Raw genomic sequence first — 20504 nt, 5'->3', positions numbered from 1 at the left:
GTCACGGTCGTCGAGGCGTTGTCACCGGGCCTGGTACCGCCGACCGACCTCTGACAGAAACACCTCACCACAGCGTTGCCGCGTCCGATTAGAGTGGCCGCGTGACTGAGCGCGGAGCCGTCCTGCTCGTGGGGCGCCCCCACGTCGACTCCGCCGCCGTGCGCTCGGCACCGTGTCGCTCGCTGACCGGACGGACCGCCCGCGGACTCGCGGGAGGCCATTCCCCCCGCAGCACCCTGTCCCCGCGAGGATCCATGACCATTCCTGCCACCACGTCGAGCGGCGCCCCCGCCGATCCCTCCGCCGGGGTCGGACCGCCCCGCCCTCGTCGTCGTCCTGCACGGCACGCGCAGTCCCGCCGGTTCCGAGGACGCGGAGCTCCTGCGTCGACGGGTCTGCGATCGGCTGCCCGGCACCCGGGTCGACGTCGGCTGGGTGGACGTGCACGAGGAGACCCTCGAGCGGACCCTGCCCGCCGCCGGACCCGCGATCGTCGTGCCGGCCTTCCTGAGCGCCGGCCACCATGTCACCCACGACATCCCCACCGCCATCGAGCGCACCCACGGCCGGGCGCGGATCACCTCCCATGTCGGCCCCGATCTCGACCCGGCCCTGCGCGACCGTCTGACCGAGCTCGGCCCGCTCGGCGACGGCGTCGTCCTGGCCCCGGCCGGCTCGAACCACGAGAGGGCGAACCGGGGGACCCGGGCCACTGCCGAGCGCCTGTCGGCGCTGCTCGGCCGCCCGGTCGAGGTGGGTTTCTTCCACTCGGCCCATCCCAGTCCCGCCGAGGCGCTCGCCCGCCTGCGCACGGCCGGCGCCGAGGACGTCAGCGTGGCCACCAACGTCCTCCTCCCCGGCCTGTACCAGAAGCGGATCGCGGCGCTGGGCCTGCCGACGACTCGCCCGATCGGCGTGCACGAGGCGCTCATCGAGGCGATCGTGCGCCGTCACCTGGCGGCACTGCCGCACCGGCCGTACTGACCGGGTCGCCGGCCCCCGCGCCCGGGCTTGACTGCGGCGCGCCTTCCTCGACGAGGGTGGCCTGGTCGCCGGCCCCCGCGCCCGGGTGTGGCGTACCGCTCGGCCCCAGACCATGGCCGCTTCGTTCTCCTGGTTCTTCCGCGGTCCGTTCGGACGGTCCGGGTCGACCGACACCGGTGGTCATCTACCTATGGTCAGTCTTGCCCCACCTAGTGGGTGACCACGTCATGACACCGGCAGGACCGTCGGCCGGGTCCTGCTCGAGTCCCGAATGGCCGCCGGTCGCCGTGCGCCGTTCCCCGGGCCGGGGCACCATCCGCAGACACGGCGACTAGCCTGTTGACACCACGTCGAAAGGACCCCGAGATGACTCTCAATGACCCCTTCGCCACGATGCGGGCCGTCCCCGCCCTGACCATCACGAGCACCACCGTCCACGACGGGCAGGAGTTCGCGCCCGCCCAGATGTCGGGCCTCATGGGCGTCACCGGGGGCGGCGACGTCTCGCCCCAGCTCTCGTGGTCCGGCGCCCCGGCCGGCACGAGGAGCTACGCCGTGACGATGTACGACCCGGACGCCCCGACCGGCTCCGGCTTCTGGCACTGGGCGGTGGCGAACATCCCCGTCACGTGCACGAGCCTGCCCGCCGGCGCCGGCGACGACACCGGCTCGGGGCTGCCCGACCGGGCCGTCCAGCTGCGCAACGACGCGGGCAGCGCCCGGTACATCGGGGCCGCTCCCCCGGCCGGCCACGGGCCGCACCGGTACTTCCTCACCGTTTTCGCCCTCGACGTCGACCACTTGGATGTCGGGCCGGACGCGACGCCGGCCTTCCTCGGCTTCAACGTCTTCTTCCACACGCTCGCGCGCGGCTCCATCATCGCCATCGCCGAGACGCCCGCCTGAGCCGCCTCGGCCCCTCGGCGGCGGCGCATCGCGCGGGAACCCCGCTGTACGTCCTCCCGGCGGCGAGCGCGTCCGAGCGCCCGGGGAGCGGGCATCCCGATCGGTGAGGTGATCGGTGCGCCGGTGAGCGGGGCCGCGCCAGGGGAGCGGAATGCCCCGACCTGCCCGGGCGCTCGCCTACACTGCGCGGGTGACCATCATTCCGAAGAAGCGGACCGTGCCGCTCGTCGTGCTGCTCGCGGCCGTCCTCGTCGCCGCGGGCGCCGTGGGATACGCGCTGCGCATGGCCGACCACGGCCTGCCCGGTGCGAGCGTCGCGGGCCGGTCGATCACCGGCAGGACCGCCGACCAAGTGCGCGAATCGGTCGAACAGCGCGCCGCCGACCTGTCCGTCGTCGTGACGATGGACGGCCAGGACCAGCGCATCCCCCTGTCCGAGCTCGGTGTGAGCATCGACGCCCAGGCCACCGCCGACCGGGCCTTCGAGGCGAACGAGTCGATCGTCTCGCGCTTCGCCGCCCTCGTCCGCACGAAGGACACCCCGGCCGTCATCGTCGTCGACGAGGACGCCCAGCGGACCCGCCTCGCCGGACTCGTGGCCGAGCACGGCGCCACGGCCAGGGACGCGTCCGTCTCGTTCTCGGACGAGGAGGAAGCCTTCACCGTCTCCCCCGGCGAGAAGGGCAGGGGCTACGACACGAACGCCGTCGCCGATGCGGCCGCCGAGGCCGGACGCTCGCTGAGCGGGCAGTCGCTGGCGCTGACGTTCACCGAGGTCGACCCCGCGGTCACCACCGAGCAGGCCCGCGGCACGGCCGACGCGGCGAACGCCCTCATCGCGCCGGAGGTCTCCGTGAACGGACAGGACGGCGCCGTCATCGCCGCCACCGCCGCCGACAAGGCGTCCTGGGTGGTCACCACCGACGAGGACGGCCGTCCCGTCGATCCGGGCCTCGACCGGGACGCGGTCGCCGGCTGGGTGGGCTCCGCCGCCGCCAGCACCAACACGGCGCCCGTCAACGGCTCCCGCCTCGTGAGCGCCTCGGGCGAGGTGCTGCGCGTCACCGCTGAGGGCACCGACGGCAAGTCGGTCAACAACGCCGAGGCGATCACCGGGCAGCTCCTTGACGCGCTCGGCGCCGGGCGGCCCTACTCGGGCGCCTTCACCTACGACACCGTCCCGGCGCAGAACACGGACAAGGTCATCGCCGCCGGCGCCGAGAACCTCGCCTACCAGGCCGCTCCGGGCGAACGCTGGATCGACATCGATCTCGGCAACGACACCGTCACCGCCTACGTCGGGGCGGACGCCCAGGCCACCATGCTCATGGTGCCCGGCAGACCGGGCATGGAGACCGTCACCGGCACCTTCACGGTGTACCTCAAGTACGAGTCGCAGACGATGAGGGGCACCAACGCCGACGGTACGACGTGGACCGCGCCCGATGTGCAGTGGGTCAGCTACTTCCACGGCGACTACGCCCTGCACGCCGCGCCGTGGCAGCCCTCGTTCGGCTGGGACGGCCCGGGCGGTTCGCACGGCTGTGTCAACATGTCGACATCGGATGCCGCGTACGTCTTCGACTTCGCGCCGGTCGGCACGACGGTGGTCAGCCACTACTGAGCGCACCGCCGACGGCGCCCGGCCCCGGACGGGCCCATCGTCCGCCCCGATCGTGCGCCGGCCCCGGATCATGTCCGAGGGGCGCCGCAGCCGTGAGGCGGGAGGCGTGGACGAACCCGGCCGGCGGGGCACCACCGGCCGGGCGGGCACGGTCAGCGATCCCTGCGCCCGGCCCTGGCCCGCACCTCGACGTGCACCGGGGAGCCCGCGAAGCCGAACTCCTCGCGCAGGCGGCGCTCGACGAACCGCACGTAGCCGGCGTCCAGCCGGCCCGAGGTGAACAGGACGACAGTGGGCGGGCGGCTCTGCGTCTGAGTGCCGAAGAGGATGCGCGGCTGCTTCCCGCCGCGCACCGGGTGCGGGTTGGCCGCGACGATGCGCCCGAGGAAGGCGTTGAGCCTGCCGGTGGGGATGCGGGTCCCCCAGCCCTCCAGCGCGACATCGACGGCCCTGGCAAGGCGCTGCACGCCCCGGCCGGTCAGCGCCGAGATGTTGACGGTGGGCGCCCAGGACCAGGCCCGCAGGTCGCGCTCGATCTCGCGTTCGAGATAGCGCTGGCGCTCCTCGTCGAGCAGGTCCCATTTGTTGAAGACGATGACCGTGCCGCGTCCGGCCTCCTCGACCCCGGAGAGGATCTTGAGGTCCTGCTCGCTGACGGGCTCGGAGGCGTCGATGACGACGACGCAGACCTCGGCCCGCTCGATGGCCGCCTGGGTGCGCAGCCAGGCGTAGTACTCCGAGCCGCTGGCCTCCTTGACACGGCGGCGGATGCCGGCGGTGTCGATGAGGCGGAAGGGCTCGCCCCCGATCTCGACGAGCTCGTCGACGGGGTCGACGGTGGTGCCCGAGACGTCGGAGACGACGGAGCGCTCGGCGCGGGCCAGTTTGTTGAGCAGGGAGCTCTTGCCGACGTTCGGCCTGCCGATGATGGCGACGCGGTGCGGGCCGGACTCCCCGTCCGAGGGGGCCGCGGCGCCACGAGCGGGCAGCACGTCGAGCAGGTGGTCGAGCAGCTCGCCCGAACCGCGTCCGTGAAGGGCCGAGACCGGATGGGGCTCGCCCAGACCGAGGTTCCACATGGCCGCGGCGTCGGCCTCGAACTGGGGGGCGTCGACCTTGTTGGCCGCCAGGACGACGGGCTTGCGGGAGCGGCGCAGGACGCGCACGACGGCCTCGTCCTCGTCGGTGGTGCCGACCGTAGCGTCGACGACGAACAGCACCGCGTCGGCCAACGAGATGGCCATCTCGGCCTGCTCGGCGATCATGGCGGTCATGCCGCGGGCATCGGAGACCCAGCCGCCGGTGTCGACGAGCACGAATTCGCGGCCGGCCCACTCGGCGTCGTAGCTGACGCGGTCGCGGGTGACGCCCGGGATGTCCTGCACGACGGCCTCGCGGCGGCCGAGGATGCGGTTGACGAGGGTCGACTTGCCCACGTTCGGTCGTCCGACGACCGCCACGACCGGGCGGGCGGGCGCTGCTGCTTCGGATGCGGGCTCGGACATGACCCCCAACCTACTGGGTCGGAGAAGCGGTGCGACCCGGCATGCGTGGCATGTCGCCGCTCGCTCCCCCGCCCGGGACCGTTCATCCCAGGGACCCCGGCACCATCGCGATGACCGCTGCGATGACCTCGTCGAGGCCGAGGCGGGTGGTGTCCAGCAGCGTGACGCCCTCGGCCGGGGTCCCGAACCGGCTCACGGTCGAGTCCTTGCGGTCTCGGTCGACGATCGACGAGACGACGCGCTCGTGCCCGGCCGCCCCGGCAAGCTCGGCCTCGCGGCGGGCGATGCGCTCCACCGGGTCGGCCACCATGAGCAGGCGCAGCTGGGCGGTCGGCCACACGACCGTTGTGACGTCGCGCCCCTCGGCCACGATGCGGCCCGAGGCCGCGATGATGTTCCGCATCCGGCCGGTGAGCAGCTCGCGGATCGGGATGACGCGGGCCACCGCGCTCACGCGGTCGGCGATGACCGGTTCGCGGATGGCGGCGGTGACGTCGTGCCCGTCGACCGTGACGCGCGGGTCGGTCGGGTCGAGGCCCATGAGCAGCTCGGCGCCCCTGGCGCGCTCCAGCATGGCGTCGGGGCTCGTCATGTCGACGTCGTCGACCATGCAGGCCCAGCTCACCGCCCGGTACATGGCGCCGGTGTCGAGGTAGTCCAGCCCGAGCCTGGCGGCCACTCCCCTGGCGGTCGACGACTTGCCGGCCCCGCTGGGCCCGTCGATGGCGATGACGAGTTCGCGTGCCTGGGCCATGGGATGCACTCCTTGCTCGGTGGTTCCGCCGGCCCCGGTCGGGCGTACCGGCTGGCCCTCAGACTAGAGCCGTGGGCGGCCCGGCGCATGCCGACGGGCGGGCCGGGGCCGAGGCCCGCACCGGTCGGGGCGTCCGCCCCGGGCCTTCACGAGGAATGCGGGCTCGGCGACGCCCCGACGACTCGGTGCGCCGCGTCCCGCATCGTGCCGCGCTCTGCGCATGCCCTCGGCGACGGGCCCGGACGGGGCCGGTGATCGGGGCGAGGCGCTCGGCCCGTCCCGTCGCCTCGTCGGTGGCTGACGGCATGATGTCTCGCCCCTGTCCGCTCGACGGTCCGGGGCGTCCCCATGCGGTGTGTCGAGGTGGTGCGTCGAGCGGCGGCGGGCGGTCCCCCGGTGGGTTGCGGTCGTAGCGGGCCTGCGGCGTCTCACTCCCGCAGCGACCAGCCCTTCGCGTCCATCGTCTCCCGCAGGTCCTGGGCCTGCTCGGCCTCGACGGCGATCGACAGGTAGCCGACCTCGCGGTCCTGGCCGTGCTCGATCGACAGGTCCTCGACGTTGACGCCCTGCCCCATGATGTCGACGAAGAGCCTGGCCAGCGCGCCGGGAGCGTCGGGGATCTCGACGACGACCCGCTCCAGCGCCTTGTCGGACCGGCGCCCGTGCTTGCCGGGCAGCGCGGCCGCGCCGGCCCGGCCGCGGGCGATGAGCTCGCCGACGGTCCTCACGTCGTCCAGCCCGTCGATGACCCGGTCGAGGTCATCGCGGATGGCCCTGAGCTGGGTGGTGATCTCGGCGCGGTTGCCCGTGATGATCTGGCGCCACAGGCCGGGATCGGAGCCCGCGATGCGGGTGACGTCACGCACCCCCTGCCCGGCCAGACGCAGGTCCTCGGGCGGCGCGTCCGCCAGCCGGGCCGCGGTGAGCGAGCTCATGATCTGCGGAACGTGGCTGATCTCGGCGACGGCCCGGTCGTGGTCGGCCGGTGCGAGGCGCACGAGCCGCGCCCCGCAGATGCCGATGAGCTGCTCGACCCGCCGCACGGCCTCCGGCGAGCCGGTGCCGTCGGCGATCACCCAGGTGCGGTCGGCGAACAGACGCGGGCTCGCGGTGAGCGGCCCCGAGAACTCGGAGCCCGCCATCGGGTGCGAGCCGACGTAGCGGCCCAGGTCCGTGCCCATCGCCTCCAGGTCGGCCAGGACCGGCTGCTTGACGCTCGCCACGTCGGTGACGACGGCGTTGCGGTAGTGCGAGAGGGCGCGGGCAACGGTGGGAGCGACGACGGCCGGCGGGACGGCCACGACGACGAGCCGCACGGTGGTGGCCAGCGGAGTCCCGACCGAGCCCGCGCCGATCCCCGCCGCGACGACGGCATGGGAGCGGTAGCGGTCGCGCAGCCGCACGTCGACGCCGGCCCCGGTGAGCGCGCAGCCGATCGAGGCCCCGATGAGGCCCGCACCGATGACGACGGTGGGGCTGAGCTCCGGGGCGTCGGGGTGCTTCGACGCCATCAGGCCTCGTCCCCCACGAGCCCGGCGATGCGCTCCGCGTCCAAGCGCACGAAGGCGCGCCGGCCCAGCCTCGAGCGGTCGAGCAGGGCGACCTCGAGATCGCCGGCGTTCGCCTCGCCCCCGACGCGCAGGGCCGCGACGGCCGAGCGCAGCGCCTCGGCCAGGGAGCCGTCCGCGTCGTGGCGGCCCTCCATGGCCTCGACGACGGGCTCGGCATGGCCGCCCATGACGGCGAAGTCCCGGGCCTGGAGGATCGAGCCGTCGAAGTCGATGACGAACAACCGGTCGCGCCCGGGGGCCTCGCCCACCTCGGCGACGCACAGCTGCACCTCGAAGGGCTTGTCGGCCCCGGAGCTGAAGGACGCGCCGAGCAGCTGGGCGTAGGAGTTGGCCAGGCCGCGGGAGGTCACGTCGGCGCGGTCGTAGGCGTAGCCGCGCAGGTCGGCGTAGCGGATGCCCTGCACGCGCAGCGCCTCGAACTCGTTGTAGCGCCCCACCGCGGCGAAACCGATGCGGTCGTAGATCTCGGAGATCTTGTGGAGGCTGACCGAGGGGTTCTCGGCGACGAGGGCGATCCCGTCGGCGCAGCGCGCAGCGATGACCGAACGGCCTCGGGCGATGCCCTTGCGTGCGAAATCCGCCCGGTCCTGCATCATCTGGTCGGGCGAGACGTAGAACGGCATGCTCATCGGCCGGCCTCCTCTCCTCCGTGCGCGCCGCCGGGCGCGGCCCTGCGCTCGTCGAGCATGGCGGCGGCGAGCTCGCCGATGCGCTCGGGCGTCCACTCGTCGAGGCCGTCCGGGCCGACCGAGGCGATCGTCGGGTAGATGGCGCGCACGACGTCCGGCCCGCCGGTGGCGGAGTCGTCGTCGGCCGCGTCGAACAGGGCCTGGAGGGCGACCGTCGCGGCCTGCTCCCGGTCGAGCCCGGGACGGTGGAGCTTCTTCAGCGAGCCGCGGGCGAACGCCGCGCCGGAGCCGATGCAGGCGAAGGACTCCTCGTCGTAGTGTCCGCCGGTGGCGTCGTATCCGACGATCCGCCCGGCGCCCGTCCGCTCGTCCCAACCGGCGAGCAGCGGGACGACGACGAAGCCCTGCATGGCCAGCCCTAGGTGATCGCGGATCATGCCGCCGAGACGGTTCGCCTTGCCATCGAAGCTCAAGGGGGCGCCCTCGATCTTCTCGTAGTGGGCGAGCTCGACGCCGAACAGCTTCGCCAGGTCGACGGCGAAACCGGCCGAGCCGGCGATGCCGATGAGGGTGCTCTCGTCGGCGGCGAAGACCTTGCGGATGTCGCGCTGGGCGATCTGGTTGCCCTGGGTGGCGCGCCGGTCGCCCGCCATGAGGACGCCCTCGGCGTGGACGAGCGCGAGCACGGTCGTGCCGCCGGCGGCGAGCTGCTCGCCCCTGCCGGCGTGCGGGAGGGCGTCGGGCCTGGTGCGGGAGACGAGATCGGCGAAGGACTCGTTGGCCCGCGTCCAGAACGACTCCGGATCATGGGGAATGGTGTGAGGGATCATCGCAGCCAGCCTATCGGGCGCGTCAGCGGACGCGGCGGCGCAGCGCCTTGCGGACCGCGGGGGCGATCCGGTCGGAGTCGTCGGCGGCGCGGCGCCTGTTGGCCTCGAGGTGCTCGGCGGCGACGGTGCGCGGGACCGGCCCGTGGTAGTCAGGGCCGTAGGCGCCCGGCGCGGGGCGGCGCTTCCTGACCGGGGCGAGCACGCCGGGGGCCATGCGCCGGCTCACGATGAGGAAGCCGGTGTGGGCGCTCGTGCCGTGGCCGGGCCGGATCGCCAGCCCCTCGGCGTGCCACTCGCGCACCGTGGTCTCGGTGATGGTCGGCTCGGTGAAGCCCCCGTGGTGACGCAGCTGGTCGGCGACGCAGCCCATCTGGGTGGTCGTCGTGACGTAGCAGCACAGCAGACCCCCGGGCACGAGGCGCTCGGCGACGGCGTCGATGCAGTCCCATGGCCTCAGCATGTCGAGGATCGCCCGGTCGACGGGCTCATCGGCGATCGTCTCCACGAGGCCGCCGACGGTGACCGTCCAGCCCGGGTGGGGCCCTCCGAGGAACTCCTCGACGTTGCCGAGCGCCACCTGGGCGAACTCGTCACGGCGCTCGTAGGAGTGCAGCGTGCCGGTCGGTCCGATGGCGCGCAGCAGGTACAGGCTCAGGGCCCCCGAACCGACCCCCGACTCCAGCACGCGGGCGCCGGGGAAGACATCGGCCCACAGCACGATCTGCGCCGCGTCCTTCGGGTAGATGACGGCGGCCTCGCGCGGCATCGACACGGTGTACTCGTGGAGCAACGGGCGGAAGACGGTGAACTCCAGGCCGCCGACCGTGCTCACGACGACGCCCTGCGGGCGTCCGATGATGTCGTCGTGGGCCAGGGCGCCCTTCGTGGTGTGGAAGATCCTGCCGGGCTCGAGCAGCAGCGTGTGGCGGTGCCCCCTCATGTCGGCCAGCGTCACCCGCTCGCCCGCATGGAGCGGCCCGCGCCGAACGCCGGACAGTTCTGCTGGATCGATGCTCATGGGCCCCTCCGTGGTTCACCGGTCCCCGCGAACGGGACCGGGTGCCAAGAGTAGTTGGCCTCCCCCGGTCGAGTGAGGGAGCTCCCGGCCCATCCCGCCCCCATCCCATCGTTCCCGGTTCCCACCTCATTCCCACCTCACCTGTGCGTTCCCACCTCGGACATGGCCCGGGTGGCAACACGAAAGTGGGGTGGGAACGGCAGAGGCGGTGGCGGTGCGGCTTCCCGGGAGGCCTCGGACGACATGATCCGCGGGTCGATGCGACCCCTGGTGAGGGCCACCGGGTGCGGTCCTCGGCGGGCTTCACCGGGCGCGGCCCGTGACGTCCACGGGGGCCGGCTCAGCGAGGTGCTCGTGGACGGCCCGCTCCAGCTCCTCGACGGTCAGGCCCTCCAGCGTGGTGCGGCGCAGCTGACCGGGGGCCGGCGGCAGCGGCACGACCGACGGCACGCCCACGACGAGCGCCCCGGCGCGCCGTCCCGATTCGCACCCGGTCGGCGAGTCCTCGATGACGACGCAGCGGTGCGGGCGGACGTCGAGCATGCGCGCGGCGAGGAGGTAGCCGTCCGGGTCCGGTTTCCCGTGGTCGATCATCGGCCCGGTGACGAGCGCGTCGAATGCGTCGGCGGCCCCGATCACCTCGAGTCCGGCCTCGACGAGGCGGGCCTGGCTGGCCGAGACGACGGCGTTCGGGACGCCGGCGGCGCGCACCCGCTCCAGCAGCTCCAGTACGCCGGGCATGGGCCCGCCGGATGCGCGCAGGCGGCGCACGACGATGCCGGTGACCTCATCGTAGACGCCCCAGGCGGTCAGCGACGGGTCGACGCCGTACTCGACGAGCCTGTCGCGCATCGCACCGCCCGAGGTCGTCCAGGCGGCCCCGGCGTAGCCGCGGGCCTCCTCGGGCGGCCATGGCGCGCCATGGCCGGTCACGTACTCGGTCTCGGCGTCGAACCACATCGGTTCGGTGTTGACCAGGGTGCCGTCGAAGTCCCACAGCACCGCCTCGAGGGCGCGCGGACGGTTCGCATCGGTCGTGTCGGCTGAGTGGGTCACGGAACGCCATTCTTCCAGCCCACGGAACGGCGCTCCTCCGGCCCATCGGCCCGGCCCGGGCGCTGGCCAGACCGCCATCGGTCCGGCTACCCTTCCCATACCCGTCCTGCAAGCGGTCATACGACAAATCGCCATGCCGATCCGGCCGCACCGAACCCGAAGGAGAAGCAGTGAGCGAATCAGACAGCACGCGTCCCGCGCCCGGCCCCGACCGGAGCTCCTCCCCGGACTCGGGCGACGTCTCGGCCCCGTCCGGGGCGGAGCTCGACGACCCGGCCCTCCTGCCGCCGCCCGCGGCCCCGCCGTCGTCCGAGCACCCGGCCCCGCCCGCCCCGTACGCGAAGGAGCCGAGGAGGTCCGGTTTCAAGAAGGGTTTCGGCGCCGGTCTGGGCGCGGCCCTCGGGGTCGGCGTCGTCCTGTGCGCGCTGAGCCTGCTGAGCGCTCTGTCGTTGGTGGTCATGCTCGTCATCATCCGGCCCGGTGAGGCCAACACGAGCGCGAGCACGACGGCGACGACGACCGTCTGGGGCGACGCGGGCGCCTCCCACACGCTGCGCGCCATCGAGGTGAGCGGTGCGATCGAGACGACCGGCGGATCCACGAGCTCGCTGTACACGAGCGCGACCTACGGCTACGACGTGGCCGACGTCATCGACGACCTCGAGGCCGACGACGCCGACGGGTTGCTCCTGCTCATGGACACCCCCGGCGGCACGATCCCCGGAGCCCGCGCCATCGCGCAGGCCGCCGAGCGCTACCGGGATCGCACCGGTCATCCCGTCATCGCCTACGTCACGGGCATGGCGGCCTCCGGAGGCATGTACGCGATGGCCGGGGCCGACCACATCTACGCCGACCAGGGCACGATGATTGGCTCGATCGGCGTCATCATGGGCCCGTTCGCCCACTACAGCGGGGTCACGCAGATCGACAACGGCATCCTCTCGGGCGGCGTGTCGGCCGACTCGATCGAGCAGTTCTACCTGACCCAGGGCACCGGGAAGGACTTCGGCAACGCCTTCCGCGAGATGACCGACGAGGAGCGGGCGGTCTACACGAGCGACATCGCCCGCGAGTACGACGTCTTCGTCCAGTGGGTCGCCGATGAGCGCGGCATCAGCACCGAGACGATCCGCAACGAGCTGGGCGCCTATCTGTACGACGCCCAGACCGCCGTCGACAAGAACCTGGCAGACGCGGTGATGGGGCGCGACGAGGCCTTCCGCCAGGCCGCCACGGATTCGGGCGTCGACCCCGGCGACACGCGGATCATCGCCGACACGACGCCCGGCGCCCTGTCGCGCCTGTTCGGTGCCGACTCCTCACGGATCTTCGGGCACGGCGCCCCGATGACGAACGGTACCGCCACGAGCGAGCTGTGCACCTCGGCGACGACGGTCTTCGCCTGGTCGGCGAACCCGGTGCAGGCGTGCGGCAGTTGAGCCGTACGCCTCCGTCCGGTTCAGTGTGCGTCCGCTGAGGGCGGGCGTCCGCCCTCAGCGGACGGTGAAGTAGTCGGCCTGCGGGTGCGTGAGGATGATCGCATCGGTCGACTGCTCGGGGTGCAGCTGGTTCTCGGCGCTCAGCTCGACACCGATGCGTCCGGGACGCAGCAGCTCGGCGATGACCCGGCGCTGGGCCAGGTCGGGGCAGGCGCCGTAGCCGAGGCTGTAGCGCTCGCCGCGGTAGTCCTGCGAGCGCAGCACGGCGGCGATGTCCTCGTCCTCGGCGGCGATGCCCAGCTCGAGGCGCACCCGGTGGTGCCACAGCTCGGCCAGGGCCTCCGCCAGCTGCACCGACAGGCCGTGCAGCTCCAGATAGTCTCGGTAGGAGTCCGATTCGAAGAGCTCCCGGGTCGCCAGCGACAGGCGCGAACCCATCGTCACGAGCTGCAGTCCCAGGGTGTCGGGGCCGTGTCGCTCGGCCTCGGCGCGGTCGCGCACGAAGTCCGCCAGGCACAGCCACGGCTCGCGGTTCTGGCGCGGGAATTCGAGGCCGGCGACGACGGCATCGGGCTCGTCGGGACGCTGCGGATCGACGATGTTGATCCGGCCGTCCGCGCTCCAGCAGGGGAAGTAGCCGTAGACGACGCCCGGCACCGCCCACTGCTCGGCTCTGATGCGGTCGAGCCAGGCGCGCAGGTGCGGCGTGCCGTCGCTGGCCACGACCTGCTCGTAGGAGCGGTCGTCGTCGGCGCGCAGGCCCCAGCGGCCTCGGAACAGGGCCCGCTCGTCGAGCCAGGCGGCGATCTCGTCCAGGCCGATGCCCTTGGCCACGCGGGTGCCCCAGAACGGCGGGGTCGGCGGTTCGACGCCGCCGGGCACCGGGCGGGTGACGGCCGAGCGCCGCGGGGCGGGTCCGGGGGCGTCGGCGCGGTCGGGCCGACAGACCGGCACCCGGCGCGCCCGCGGCTCGGGCAGGGCCGCGCCCGGCTCGCCGTTCTTGACGGCCATGACCTTCGCCATGAGCGACAGCCCCTCGAAGGCGTCCTTGGCGTAGCGCACCTGGCCGCTGTACTCGCCGGCCAAGTCGTGCTCGACGAAGCCGCGGGTGAGAGCGGCGCCGCCGAGCAGCACCGGGTACTTCCGGCCGAGGCCGCGCCGGTCGAGCTCGGCGAGGTTGTCGCGCATGACCATCGTCGACTTCACGAGCAGTCCGCTCATGCCGATGGCGTCCGCGCCGTTGGCCTCGGCCGCCTCGATGATCGCGTCGATGGACTGCTTGATGCCGAGGTTCACGACCCGGTACCCGTTGTTCGAGACGATGATGTCGACGAGGTTCTTGCCGATGTCGTGGACGTCGCCCCTGACCGTGGCGAGCACGAGGGTGCCCTTGTCGACGCCGCCGACGGCGTCCATGTGCGGCTCGAGGTGGGCGACAGCCCGCTTCATCGTCTGGGCCGAGGCGAGGACGAAGGGCAGCTGCATGCGGCCCGAGCCGAACAGCTCGCCGACCTCCCGCATGCCACCCAGCAGGTCGTTGTTGATGATGTCGAGCGGGTCGCGGGTCATGAGGGCCTCGTCGAGGTCGGCGTCCAGGCCGTCGGTCTCCCCGTCGACGATGCGCCGGTGCAGCCGCTGCGGTAGGGGCAGGGCGGCGAGTTCGGCCGCCCTGCCGGCCCGCACATCGGCCGCCGAGACGCCCTCGAAGAGCTCGAGCATCCGCGCCAGCGGATCGTAGCCGGGGTGTCTGCGATCGTGGACCAGGTCGAGCGCCACCCGGCGCTGCTCGTCGGGGATGCGGTCCATCGGCATGATCTTCGCGGCGTGGACGATGGCCGAGTCGAGTCCCGCCTCGACGGCCTCGTGGAGGAAGACGGAGTTGAGCACGACCCGGGCCGCCGGGTTGAGGCCGAAGGAGATGTTGGAGACGCCGAGCGTCGTGTGGACGCGCGGGTGGCGCCTCGTGAGCCCGGCGATGGCCTCGAGCGTCTCGATGCCGTCGCGGCGGGTCTCCTCCTGACCCGTGGCGATCGGGAAGGTGAGGCAGTCGACGAGGATGTCGGCCTCGTCCATGCCGTAGTCGCCGGTGAGCTTGGCGATGAGGCGCTCGGCGACCCGCAGCTTCCAGCGCGCGGTGCGGGCCTGGCCCTCCTCGTCGATCGTCAGGGCGACGACGGCGGCCCCGTGCTCGGCCACCAGGGGCATCACCTGGTTGATGCGGGAGTCGGGGCGGTCGCCGTCCTCGAAGTTGACCGAGTTGATGATGGAGCGCCCGGCCAGGTGCTCGAGGCCGGCCCGGACGACCGCCGGCTCGGTCGAGTCGATCATGACGGGCAGTGTCACGTCGGTGGTGAAGCGCGCGGCGAGCGCGGCCATGTCCTGCGCGCCGTCGCGTCCGACGTAGTCGACGCACAGGTCGAGCACGTGGGCGCCCTGGCTGGTCTGGGCACGGGCGATCTCGACGCAGCCGTCGAGGTCGCCGGCGAGCATCCTCTGCCGGAAAGCCTTCGAGCCGTTGGCGTTGGTGCGCTCCCCCACCGCGAGATAGCTGGTCTGCTGGGTCAGCTCGGTGGCCGAGTACAGGCTCGAGACGGCGTTGAGGGGCTCGGGGCTGCGTTCGGCGACGGGGCGGTCGGTGCCGATGGCGCGGCGCAGGGCGGCGATGTGCTCGGGGGTCGTGCCGCAGCAGCCGCCGACGAGGGACAGGCCGAAGTCCTCCGTGTACTCCAGCAGGCTGTCGGCGAGCTCGTCGGGCGTCAGCGGGTAACGGGCTCCGCTCAGCGTGATCTCGGGCATGCCGGCGTTGGGCATCGCCATGAGGGCGCACCGGGCGTGGGAGGCCAGGGCGCGCAGGTGCTCGCGCATCTCGGCGGGACCGGTGGCGCAGTTCATGCCGATCATGTCGATGCCCAGTGGCTCCAGGGCCACCAGGGCGGCGGTGATCTCGCTGCCGACGAGCATCGTGCCCGTGGTCTCGACGGTCACCGAGACGGTGATCGGCAGGTCGACGCCGGCCCGGGCGCAGGCGCGCCGCGCGGCGATGACGGCGGCCCTCGCCTGGAGCAGGTCCTGGCAGGTCTCGAGCCGGATGCCGTCGATGCCCTCGGCGATCATCGCGTCGAGCTGTGTCTCGTAGGCGTTCTCGAGGGTGGTGAAGTCGGTCTGGCCGAGGCTCGGCAGTTTGGTGCCCGGCCCGACCGATGCGCTGACCCAGCGCCGTCCAGGGGCCTCGTCCGCCGCCCGCCGGGCGATGCGCGCGCCCGCCGCGGCGAGTTCGCCGAGGCGTTCCTGGAGGCCGTACTCGGTCAGGTTCGCCCAGTTGCAGCCGAAGGTGTTCGTCGTGATGACGTCGGAGCCCGCGTTCAGGTAGCCGTCGTGGACGGCGCGCACGACGTCGGGGCGGGTGAGGTTGAGCATCTCGTTGCAGCCCTCGGCGCCGTCGAAGTCGGCGGCCGTCAGCTCCCGGCTCTGCAGCATCGTGCCCATACCGCCGTCCCCGACGAGGACTCTCTCGGCCAGGGCCTCTCGCAGGTTCAACGCATCCACTCGTCCAAGCGTAGGCGGGCGGGGCGGAACGCCCGGTGGGGCGCGCATCTGGTGGACGCGTTCCCGGCGTCGTGCGTCGGCGTCGGGGAATCACCGGCGGACTCTCGTGCCGCCGGCCCGGCCATTACGCTGGTGGCATGGCCGAGCCAGTTGTGTCGCGCAAGCCGCCCGTCGTGATCGCCGCCTTCGAGGGGTGGAACGACGCCGCCGACGCGGCCACCGGTGTCGTCAGGCATCTCGCCGACACCTACCCGACCGAGCCCCGGTACTGCCTCGACTCCGAGGACTACTACGACTTCCAGGCCACCCGACCGCGAGTCGAGCTCGCCGACGGCGAGCCGCGGATCAGCTGGCCGTCGACCGACATCTCGCTGTGTCATCTGCCGCACCGCGACGCGCTGCTCATCGCGGGCCCCGAGCCGAACCTGCGCTGGCGCGCCTACTGCTCGGCCCTCGTCCAGGCCATCCGCCGCGTCGAGCCGGAGCTGGTCGTCATCCTGGGCGCCATGCTCACCGACTCGCCCCACTCGCGCCCCCTGCCGGTCAACGCGTCGTCGAGCCATGAGCGTCTGACGAGCGAGCTGGGCATCGCCCCGAGCGACTACGAGGGCCCCACCGGCGTCGTCGGCGTGCTCGCCGAGGCCTGCGACCGGGGCGGCCTGACGTGCGTGACGCTGTGGGCCTCGGTGCCGCACTACGTCGCCACTCCCCCGAGTCCGAAGGCGACGCTGAGCCTGCTGAACCGGGTCGAGGACCTCATCGACGAGGCGCTCGACCCGGGCGAGATCCCCGAGCTGGCGAAGGCCTGGGAGCGCGGGGTCGACGAGCTGGCCAGCAGCGACCCCGATGTGGCCGAGTACATCAGCGATCTGGAGGAGCAGCAGGACGCCGAGGACCTGCCCGACACGACGGGCGACACCCTGGCCGCCGAGTTCCAGCGCTATCTGCGCCGACGCGGCCAGTAGCGGCGGTTCTGCGCAGGCAGTGGGGGTCCGCCTTCCAGACCCCCGCGCCGACGGTCGCGCGGGGGCCGGTCGGGCACGATGGTGCGGGCCGGTCCGTCCGCAGCGCCCGTGCGGTGGCCCAGTGGGTCAGGCCAGGGCGCCCATCGGGTCCCACAGCGGCAGCACGGCGGGCTCGGTGTCGAGGACGGCGGCGAGTTCGGCCGGCAGCAGTCGGCGCGGCACGGCGACCTCGTAGACGTACTCGGCGAACCAGGAGTCGTTCATCGTCCAGAAGCCCTTGTCGGCCTTCTCGTCGCCCCAGGAGTTCTCGACCCGCCAACGGCGCGGTGCGCCGTCGAGCAGGTCGACGCCGGTGAGCACCATGGCGTGCGTCATGGCGGACTGACCGCTGACCATGCGTTCGGCCTTCGTGGTGGACATGTCGATGCCGTAGACCCCCTCGTAGTCGTGCAGCCGGGCGTCCCAGATGCCCCGTTCCCGGTCGGACTGCGGGACCGTGTCGCAGCCGAACCAGACCGGCTGGCCGTCGCAGATGATCTGGGCGGCGAGCCGCTTGATGACGTCGATCGCGACGTTGAGGTAGCGCACCGGACGTCCGCCGACGACGTTGCCGAGGCGGTCGACGGTGAGCATGCGGTTGTAGCCGCTGCTCGGGCGCGGGTCGTTGACGAGGCAGACGTAGTCGTCGACGTCGACGGTGAGCACTTGGGCGGCGAACTGGGTCGGGGTGAGCTCGCCGCCGCGCACGAAGTTCCCGTCCTTGTCGCGGTACTGCCAGATGAAGCTGGTCGGCGGGGTGCCCAGGTGGATGGACAGGACGCGGTGCACCTGCTCGAGGATCTCTTGGCGGGCCCGCTCGCCGCGGCCCTGTGCGGCGGCCTCGCGGACGACGAGAGCGCCACGGCGCAGGATCTTCTCGAGCTGGGCGTTCATCGAATGGGTGTTCGAACTGGAGAAGGTCTCGGGCATCGCGTACTTGGGCGCGACGCCGTACTTGGTGACGAGGGCGACGAACATGTCCCACTGGCCGCCGTCGCCGATCGGGTCGGCGAGCATCTGGTGCACGGTGCGGTCGTCGAGCGCACGGTCGGCCAGCTCGATCATCGAGGTGAGGAACCAGTTGGCCTTCTCCAGCTTGTCCCAGAAGTGCAGATGGGCCTGGCTGAACTGGAAGTCCGGCTCGAGATCGAGCCGGTCGATGACGCCGCTGCGCAACAGGTTGAGACCGCTGAACAGCCAGCATCGGCCGGACTTCTTCTGGTTGGCTGCGTGCCAACTGTCCACCCGGTTCGAGACGGTGGGGTCGGTCGAGGCGACGACGGACCGGTCGAGACTGAGCGTGTCGACGTCGGTGGTGGCGACGGCGTTCTGGGCGACGCGGGCCGTCGGGTCGGCAGCGAAGCGCTCGGTCAGCGCCGTGATGGTGTCCTGGTCGATGGCTGGGTTCTGCGTGTTCACCGCACCAGGGTAACCACCGTCAGGTGAGAACGATTCGCAGCCCCAGTCGCTCGGTGCCGTGGCCGTGACCCGGGGGTCGTGGTTCAGTGGGAGCAGGCCGCGGTGGCCTGCTCGCGCAGCTGACGCACCATCGCGTCGGGGTCGTCGGCGCGGAAGACGGCGGTGCCCGCGACGAAGACGTCGGCGCCGGCCTCGGCGCAGCGACCGATCGTCTCGACGCCGACTCCCCCGTCCACCTGGATCCAGATGTCCTGGCCGGTGGCGGCGACGAGCCGACGGGCGCGCCTGATCTTGGGCAGCACGAGGTCGAGGAACTTCTGGCCTCCGAAGCCGGGTTCGACGGTCATGAGCAGCATTTGGTCGAGCTCGCCGAGCATGTCGGCGTAGGGCTCGATCGGGGTGGCCGGACGCAGGGCCATCGAGGCGCGGGCGCCGAGGCGGCGCAGTTCACGGGCCAGTCGGATCGGGGCGGCGGAGGCCTCGGCGTGGAAGGTGACGGACTCGCAGCCGAGCTCGGCGAATTGAGGCGCGTAGACGTCGGGATTGTCGACCATGAGGTGGATGTCCATCGGCAGCTCGGTGCGCCGACGCAGGGCCTCGACGACGGGCAGGCCGAAGGTCATGTTCGGCACGAAGTGGTTGTCCATGATGTCGACGTGCACGGCGTCGCTGCTGGGGATCCTCGCGAGGGTGCCTGCGAGGTCGGACAGATCGGCGTTGAGCACGCTGGGCGTGATGCGCATGGTCACGGGGCAAGTCTAGGGTCATGGCCGGGAGGCGGACCAGCCGGATCACGTGCCTCGAGTGGCAGGACGGTGGTGTCCGCGGAACACCGCCGACGTCCCAGAACTCGGCATCAATCCCGGACTGTGAGGGCGGCTGGGCCAAGACGGCCTTGAGTTCTTCCTTCTGGGCACGGGTGAGTTTCGCCGCGTTCTGGTTCCCCGCATGCCCGGTCAGCACCGAGCACATCCTGCTGTCCCGCCAACCGGCCAGCCACTCCCGGATGGTTTTCACGCTGCGCTCAACCATTTCAGCGATGATGCTCACATCAACGCCTCGAGAAGCGTACAGGATCGCTTCTGCTTTCATCCGCACCAACACATAATTGTCCGCGCGCTTCTTCCACCTGATCAGGACGGCAGTTTCTTCCCCGGTGACCTCAACCTGCATGTCCCAATCATATCCGAAACAGCACAGGAAATCCACGAAAAATACGGTTTCGTTTCATGACGGCCATACCAACTCCGCAAGGTCTCCAAGAACCGGGGACACTTCCCCAACGACACCGCCGCCGTGAAACTACTGTGGCTGGCGATCTGCAACATCGAGGACAAACGCGCTCTCGAACGCGAACGAGACCGAGGCAAACCCGCCGGCAAGCGCAGGGCCAAGCCCCGCCTCGTCGAGGGCCAGACCACCACCAACTGGAAACAAGCCCTCGCCCAGCTGACCACCGCCTACCCAGACCGCATCAACCCCTACCTCTAACCAACCCCGCTTACACAAAAACATTGACAGGCTCCGGTGGTGTCCGCGGAACACCGCCGCGCACCGGGCCACCCACTCTTCCGCGGGCCCCGGCCGATCTCCCTCGCCGAAGCTCACTGTCATCAGCCTCCCACGCCCTCAGGACCCGCTGCAGACGCCCCGCCCCACCAGTGCGCCCCCAGACGCCCCCACAGCAGCACTCGAACCACGACTCGGTCGACCCCCCACGAGCAAACCGCACGGGGCCAGGCCCCAGAAACCGCACCCTCGGAGAGGGATCGAAGAGTCATCGACCTCGATTGCGTCTCGCACCGCATCGACATTGAGGCGTATTTCATAGGGTTGATCTGAGCTGTTGTCGGTGACTTCGCTGAGGCGTGTCGCAGAAGACGAAGGGCGGCCTGTCCCGAGATGATTAATGCGTGACCAAAAACAATCAAGGAGCAGACCGCGAACCGCATGCCATCACACGACTGACTCACGCCCGGATACAAGACCTGTGCCAGAAGATCCACGCGGCAACCGGCGGTGACCCGCCGGCGGCCGGATCACGCAGGCTCGGCCCCCACCGGAGCATCCGACTCGTTCTGGCCAGCCTGCGCCACAACCTCGGACAGGAGTCCCTCGCCGAACCGTTCGCAATCTCCCAACCCACCGTCTCCGGAGTCCTGTTCGCCCAGACGCCCCCGATCGCCGCTGCCCCGGCCGAGAACGCCTCCACCGCA

15 protein-coding genes and 2 pseudogenes are annotated in these 20504 nt (G+C 71.8%); 7 read left to right on the top strand and 10 right to left on the bottom strand.

The window, feature by feature from the left end; genetic code table 11:
- Positions 1-264: 264 nt before the first annotated feature.
- The 3 genes from EGX94_RS13035 (at position 265) to EGX94_RS13025 (ending at position 3514) form a co-directional block, all read left to right on the top strand.
- A complete protein-coding gene (locus tag EGX94_RS13035; RefSeq protein ID WP_319014255.1) occupies positions 265-984 on the top strand; it encodes a sirohydrochlorin chelatase in 720 nt (239 codons plus the stop codon).
- A gap of 366 nt (positions 985-1350) precedes the next feature.
- Positions 1351-1890, top strand: coding sequence for a YbhB/YbcL family Raf kinase inhibitor-like protein (locus EGX94_RS13030; protein WP_021796285.1), 540 nt, complete (start codon positions 1351-1353; stop codon positions 1888-1890).
- A gap of 190 nt (positions 1891-2080) precedes the next feature.
- On the top strand, positions 2081-3514 hold the full coding sequence (locus EGX94_RS13025) for a L,D-transpeptidase family protein (RefSeq protein WP_162142542.1): 1434 nt from the start codon (positions 2081-2083) through the stop codon (positions 3512-3514).
- Positions 3515-3666: 152 nt separating this feature from the next.
- On the opposite strand, the gene der is transcribed toward EGX94_RS13025, so the two are convergent.
- The 7 genes and pseudogenes from der to EGX94_RS12990 form a co-directional block, all read right to left on the bottom strand.
- Positions 3667-5019, bottom strand: a complete 1353-nt coding sequence (gene der, locus EGX94_RS13020; protein ID WP_021796307.1) for a ribosome biogenesis GTPase Der — start codon at positions 5017-5019, stop codon at positions 3667-3669.
- An 82-nt stretch (positions 5020-5101) separates the two neighbouring features.
- Positions 5102-5773 carry a (d)CMP kinase gene (gene cmk, locus EGX94_RS13015; RefSeq protein ID WP_021796309.1) on the bottom strand — a complete coding sequence of 224 codons (672 nt, stop codon included), beginning with the start codon at positions 5771-5773 and terminating at the stop codon, positions 5102-5104.
- Between the two features lie 428 nt (positions 5774-6201).
- A complete protein-coding gene (locus EGX94_RS13010) occupies positions 6202-7284 on the bottom strand; it encodes a prephenate dehydrogenase (protein ID WP_021796312.1) in 1083 nt (360 codons plus the stop codon).
- Entirely contained in the window at positions 7284-7973 is a 690-nt protein-coding gene (prcA, locus tag EGX94_RS13005; protein WP_021796303.1) for a proteasome subunit alpha, read from the bottom strand. Before prcA ends, EGX94_RS13010 begins: the two co-directional genes overlap by 1 nt.
- Positions 7970-8803 (bottom strand): proteasome subunit beta, encoded by an 834-nt coding sequence (gene prcB / locus EGX94_RS13000; RefSeq protein ID WP_021796321.1) that lies wholly within the window; start codon positions 8801-8803, stop codon positions 7970-7972. Before prcB ends, prcA begins: the two co-directional genes overlap by 4 nt.
- Before the next feature lie 22 nt (positions 8804-8825).
- A pseudogene (locus EGX94_RS12995) lies at positions 8826-9782 on the bottom strand (tRNA (adenine-N1)-methyltransferase); the annotation flags it as partial.
- 342 nt (positions 9783-10124) lie between these two features.
- Positions 10125-10877, bottom strand: coding sequence for an HAD family hydrolase (locus EGX94_RS12990; protein WP_021796292.1), 753 nt, complete (start codon positions 10875-10877; stop codon positions 10125-10127).
- 170 nt (positions 10878-11047) lie between these two features.
- On the opposite strand from EGX94_RS12990, the gene EGX94_RS12985 reads away from it, so the two are divergent.
- A complete protein-coding gene (locus tag EGX94_RS12985; protein ID WP_021796289.1) occupies positions 11048-12319 on the top strand; it encodes a S49 family peptidase in 1272 nt (423 codons plus the stop codon).
- 54 nt (positions 12320-12373) lie between these two features.
- Here the strand turns inward: EGX94_RS12985 and metH are convergent, their stop codons facing one another.
- Positions 12374-15856: a methionine synthase gene (metH, locus tag EGX94_RS12980; protein ID WP_226906107.1), complete on the bottom strand. Its 3483-nt coding sequence runs from the start codon at positions 15854-15856 to the stop codon at positions 12374-12376.
- Between the two features lie 146 nt (positions 15857-16002).
- Between metH and EGX94_RS12975 the strand changes: the two genes are divergently transcribed.
- A complete protein-coding gene (locus EGX94_RS12975; RefSeq protein WP_021798459.1) occupies positions 16003-16830 on the top strand; it encodes a PAC2 family protein in 828 nt (275 codons plus the stop codon).
- Between the two features lie 126 nt (positions 16831-16956).
- Here EGX94_RS12975 and EGX94_RS12970 read toward each other — a convergent pair whose 3' ends face one another.
- Together EGX94_RS12970 and rpe are read right to left on the bottom strand one after the other, a co-directional pair.
- Positions 16957-18288 carry a C1 family peptidase gene (locus EGX94_RS12970; protein ID WP_021798461.1) on the bottom strand — a complete coding sequence of 444 codons (1332 nt, stop codon included), beginning with the start codon at positions 18286-18288 and terminating at the stop codon, positions 16957-16959.
- A gap of 83 nt (positions 18289-18371) precedes the next feature.
- Entirely contained in the window at positions 18372-19031 is a 660-nt protein-coding gene (gene rpe / locus EGX94_RS12965) for a ribulose-phosphate 3-epimerase (protein ID WP_192962712.1), read from the bottom strand.
- A 205-nt stretch (positions 19032-19236) separates the two neighbouring features.
- Between rpe and EGX94_RS13530 the strand changes: the two genes are divergently transcribed.
- Both EGX94_RS13530 and EGX94_RS12955 read left to right on the top strand, forming a co-directional pair.
- On the top strand, positions 19237-19521 hold the full coding sequence (locus tag EGX94_RS13530) for a hypothetical protein (protein WP_155948345.1): 285 nt from the start codon (positions 19237-19239) through the stop codon (positions 19519-19521).
- A gap of 6 nt (positions 19522-19527) precedes the next feature.
- Positions 19528-19779 (top strand): annotated as a pseudogene (locus EGX94_RS12955) (IS256 family transposase); the annotation flags it as partial.
- Positions 19780-20504: the final 725 nt, after the last annotated feature.

The sequence above is a fragment of the Propionibacterium acidifaciens genome (assembly GCF_003798325.1).
Lineage (GTDB): Bacteria > Actinomycetota > Actinomycetes > Propionibacteriales > Propionibacteriaceae > Propionibacterium > Propionibacterium acidifaciens.
The sequence above is the reverse complement of the archived record's forward strand: the minus strand, read 5'-3'. Positions and strand labels throughout refer to the sequence as shown.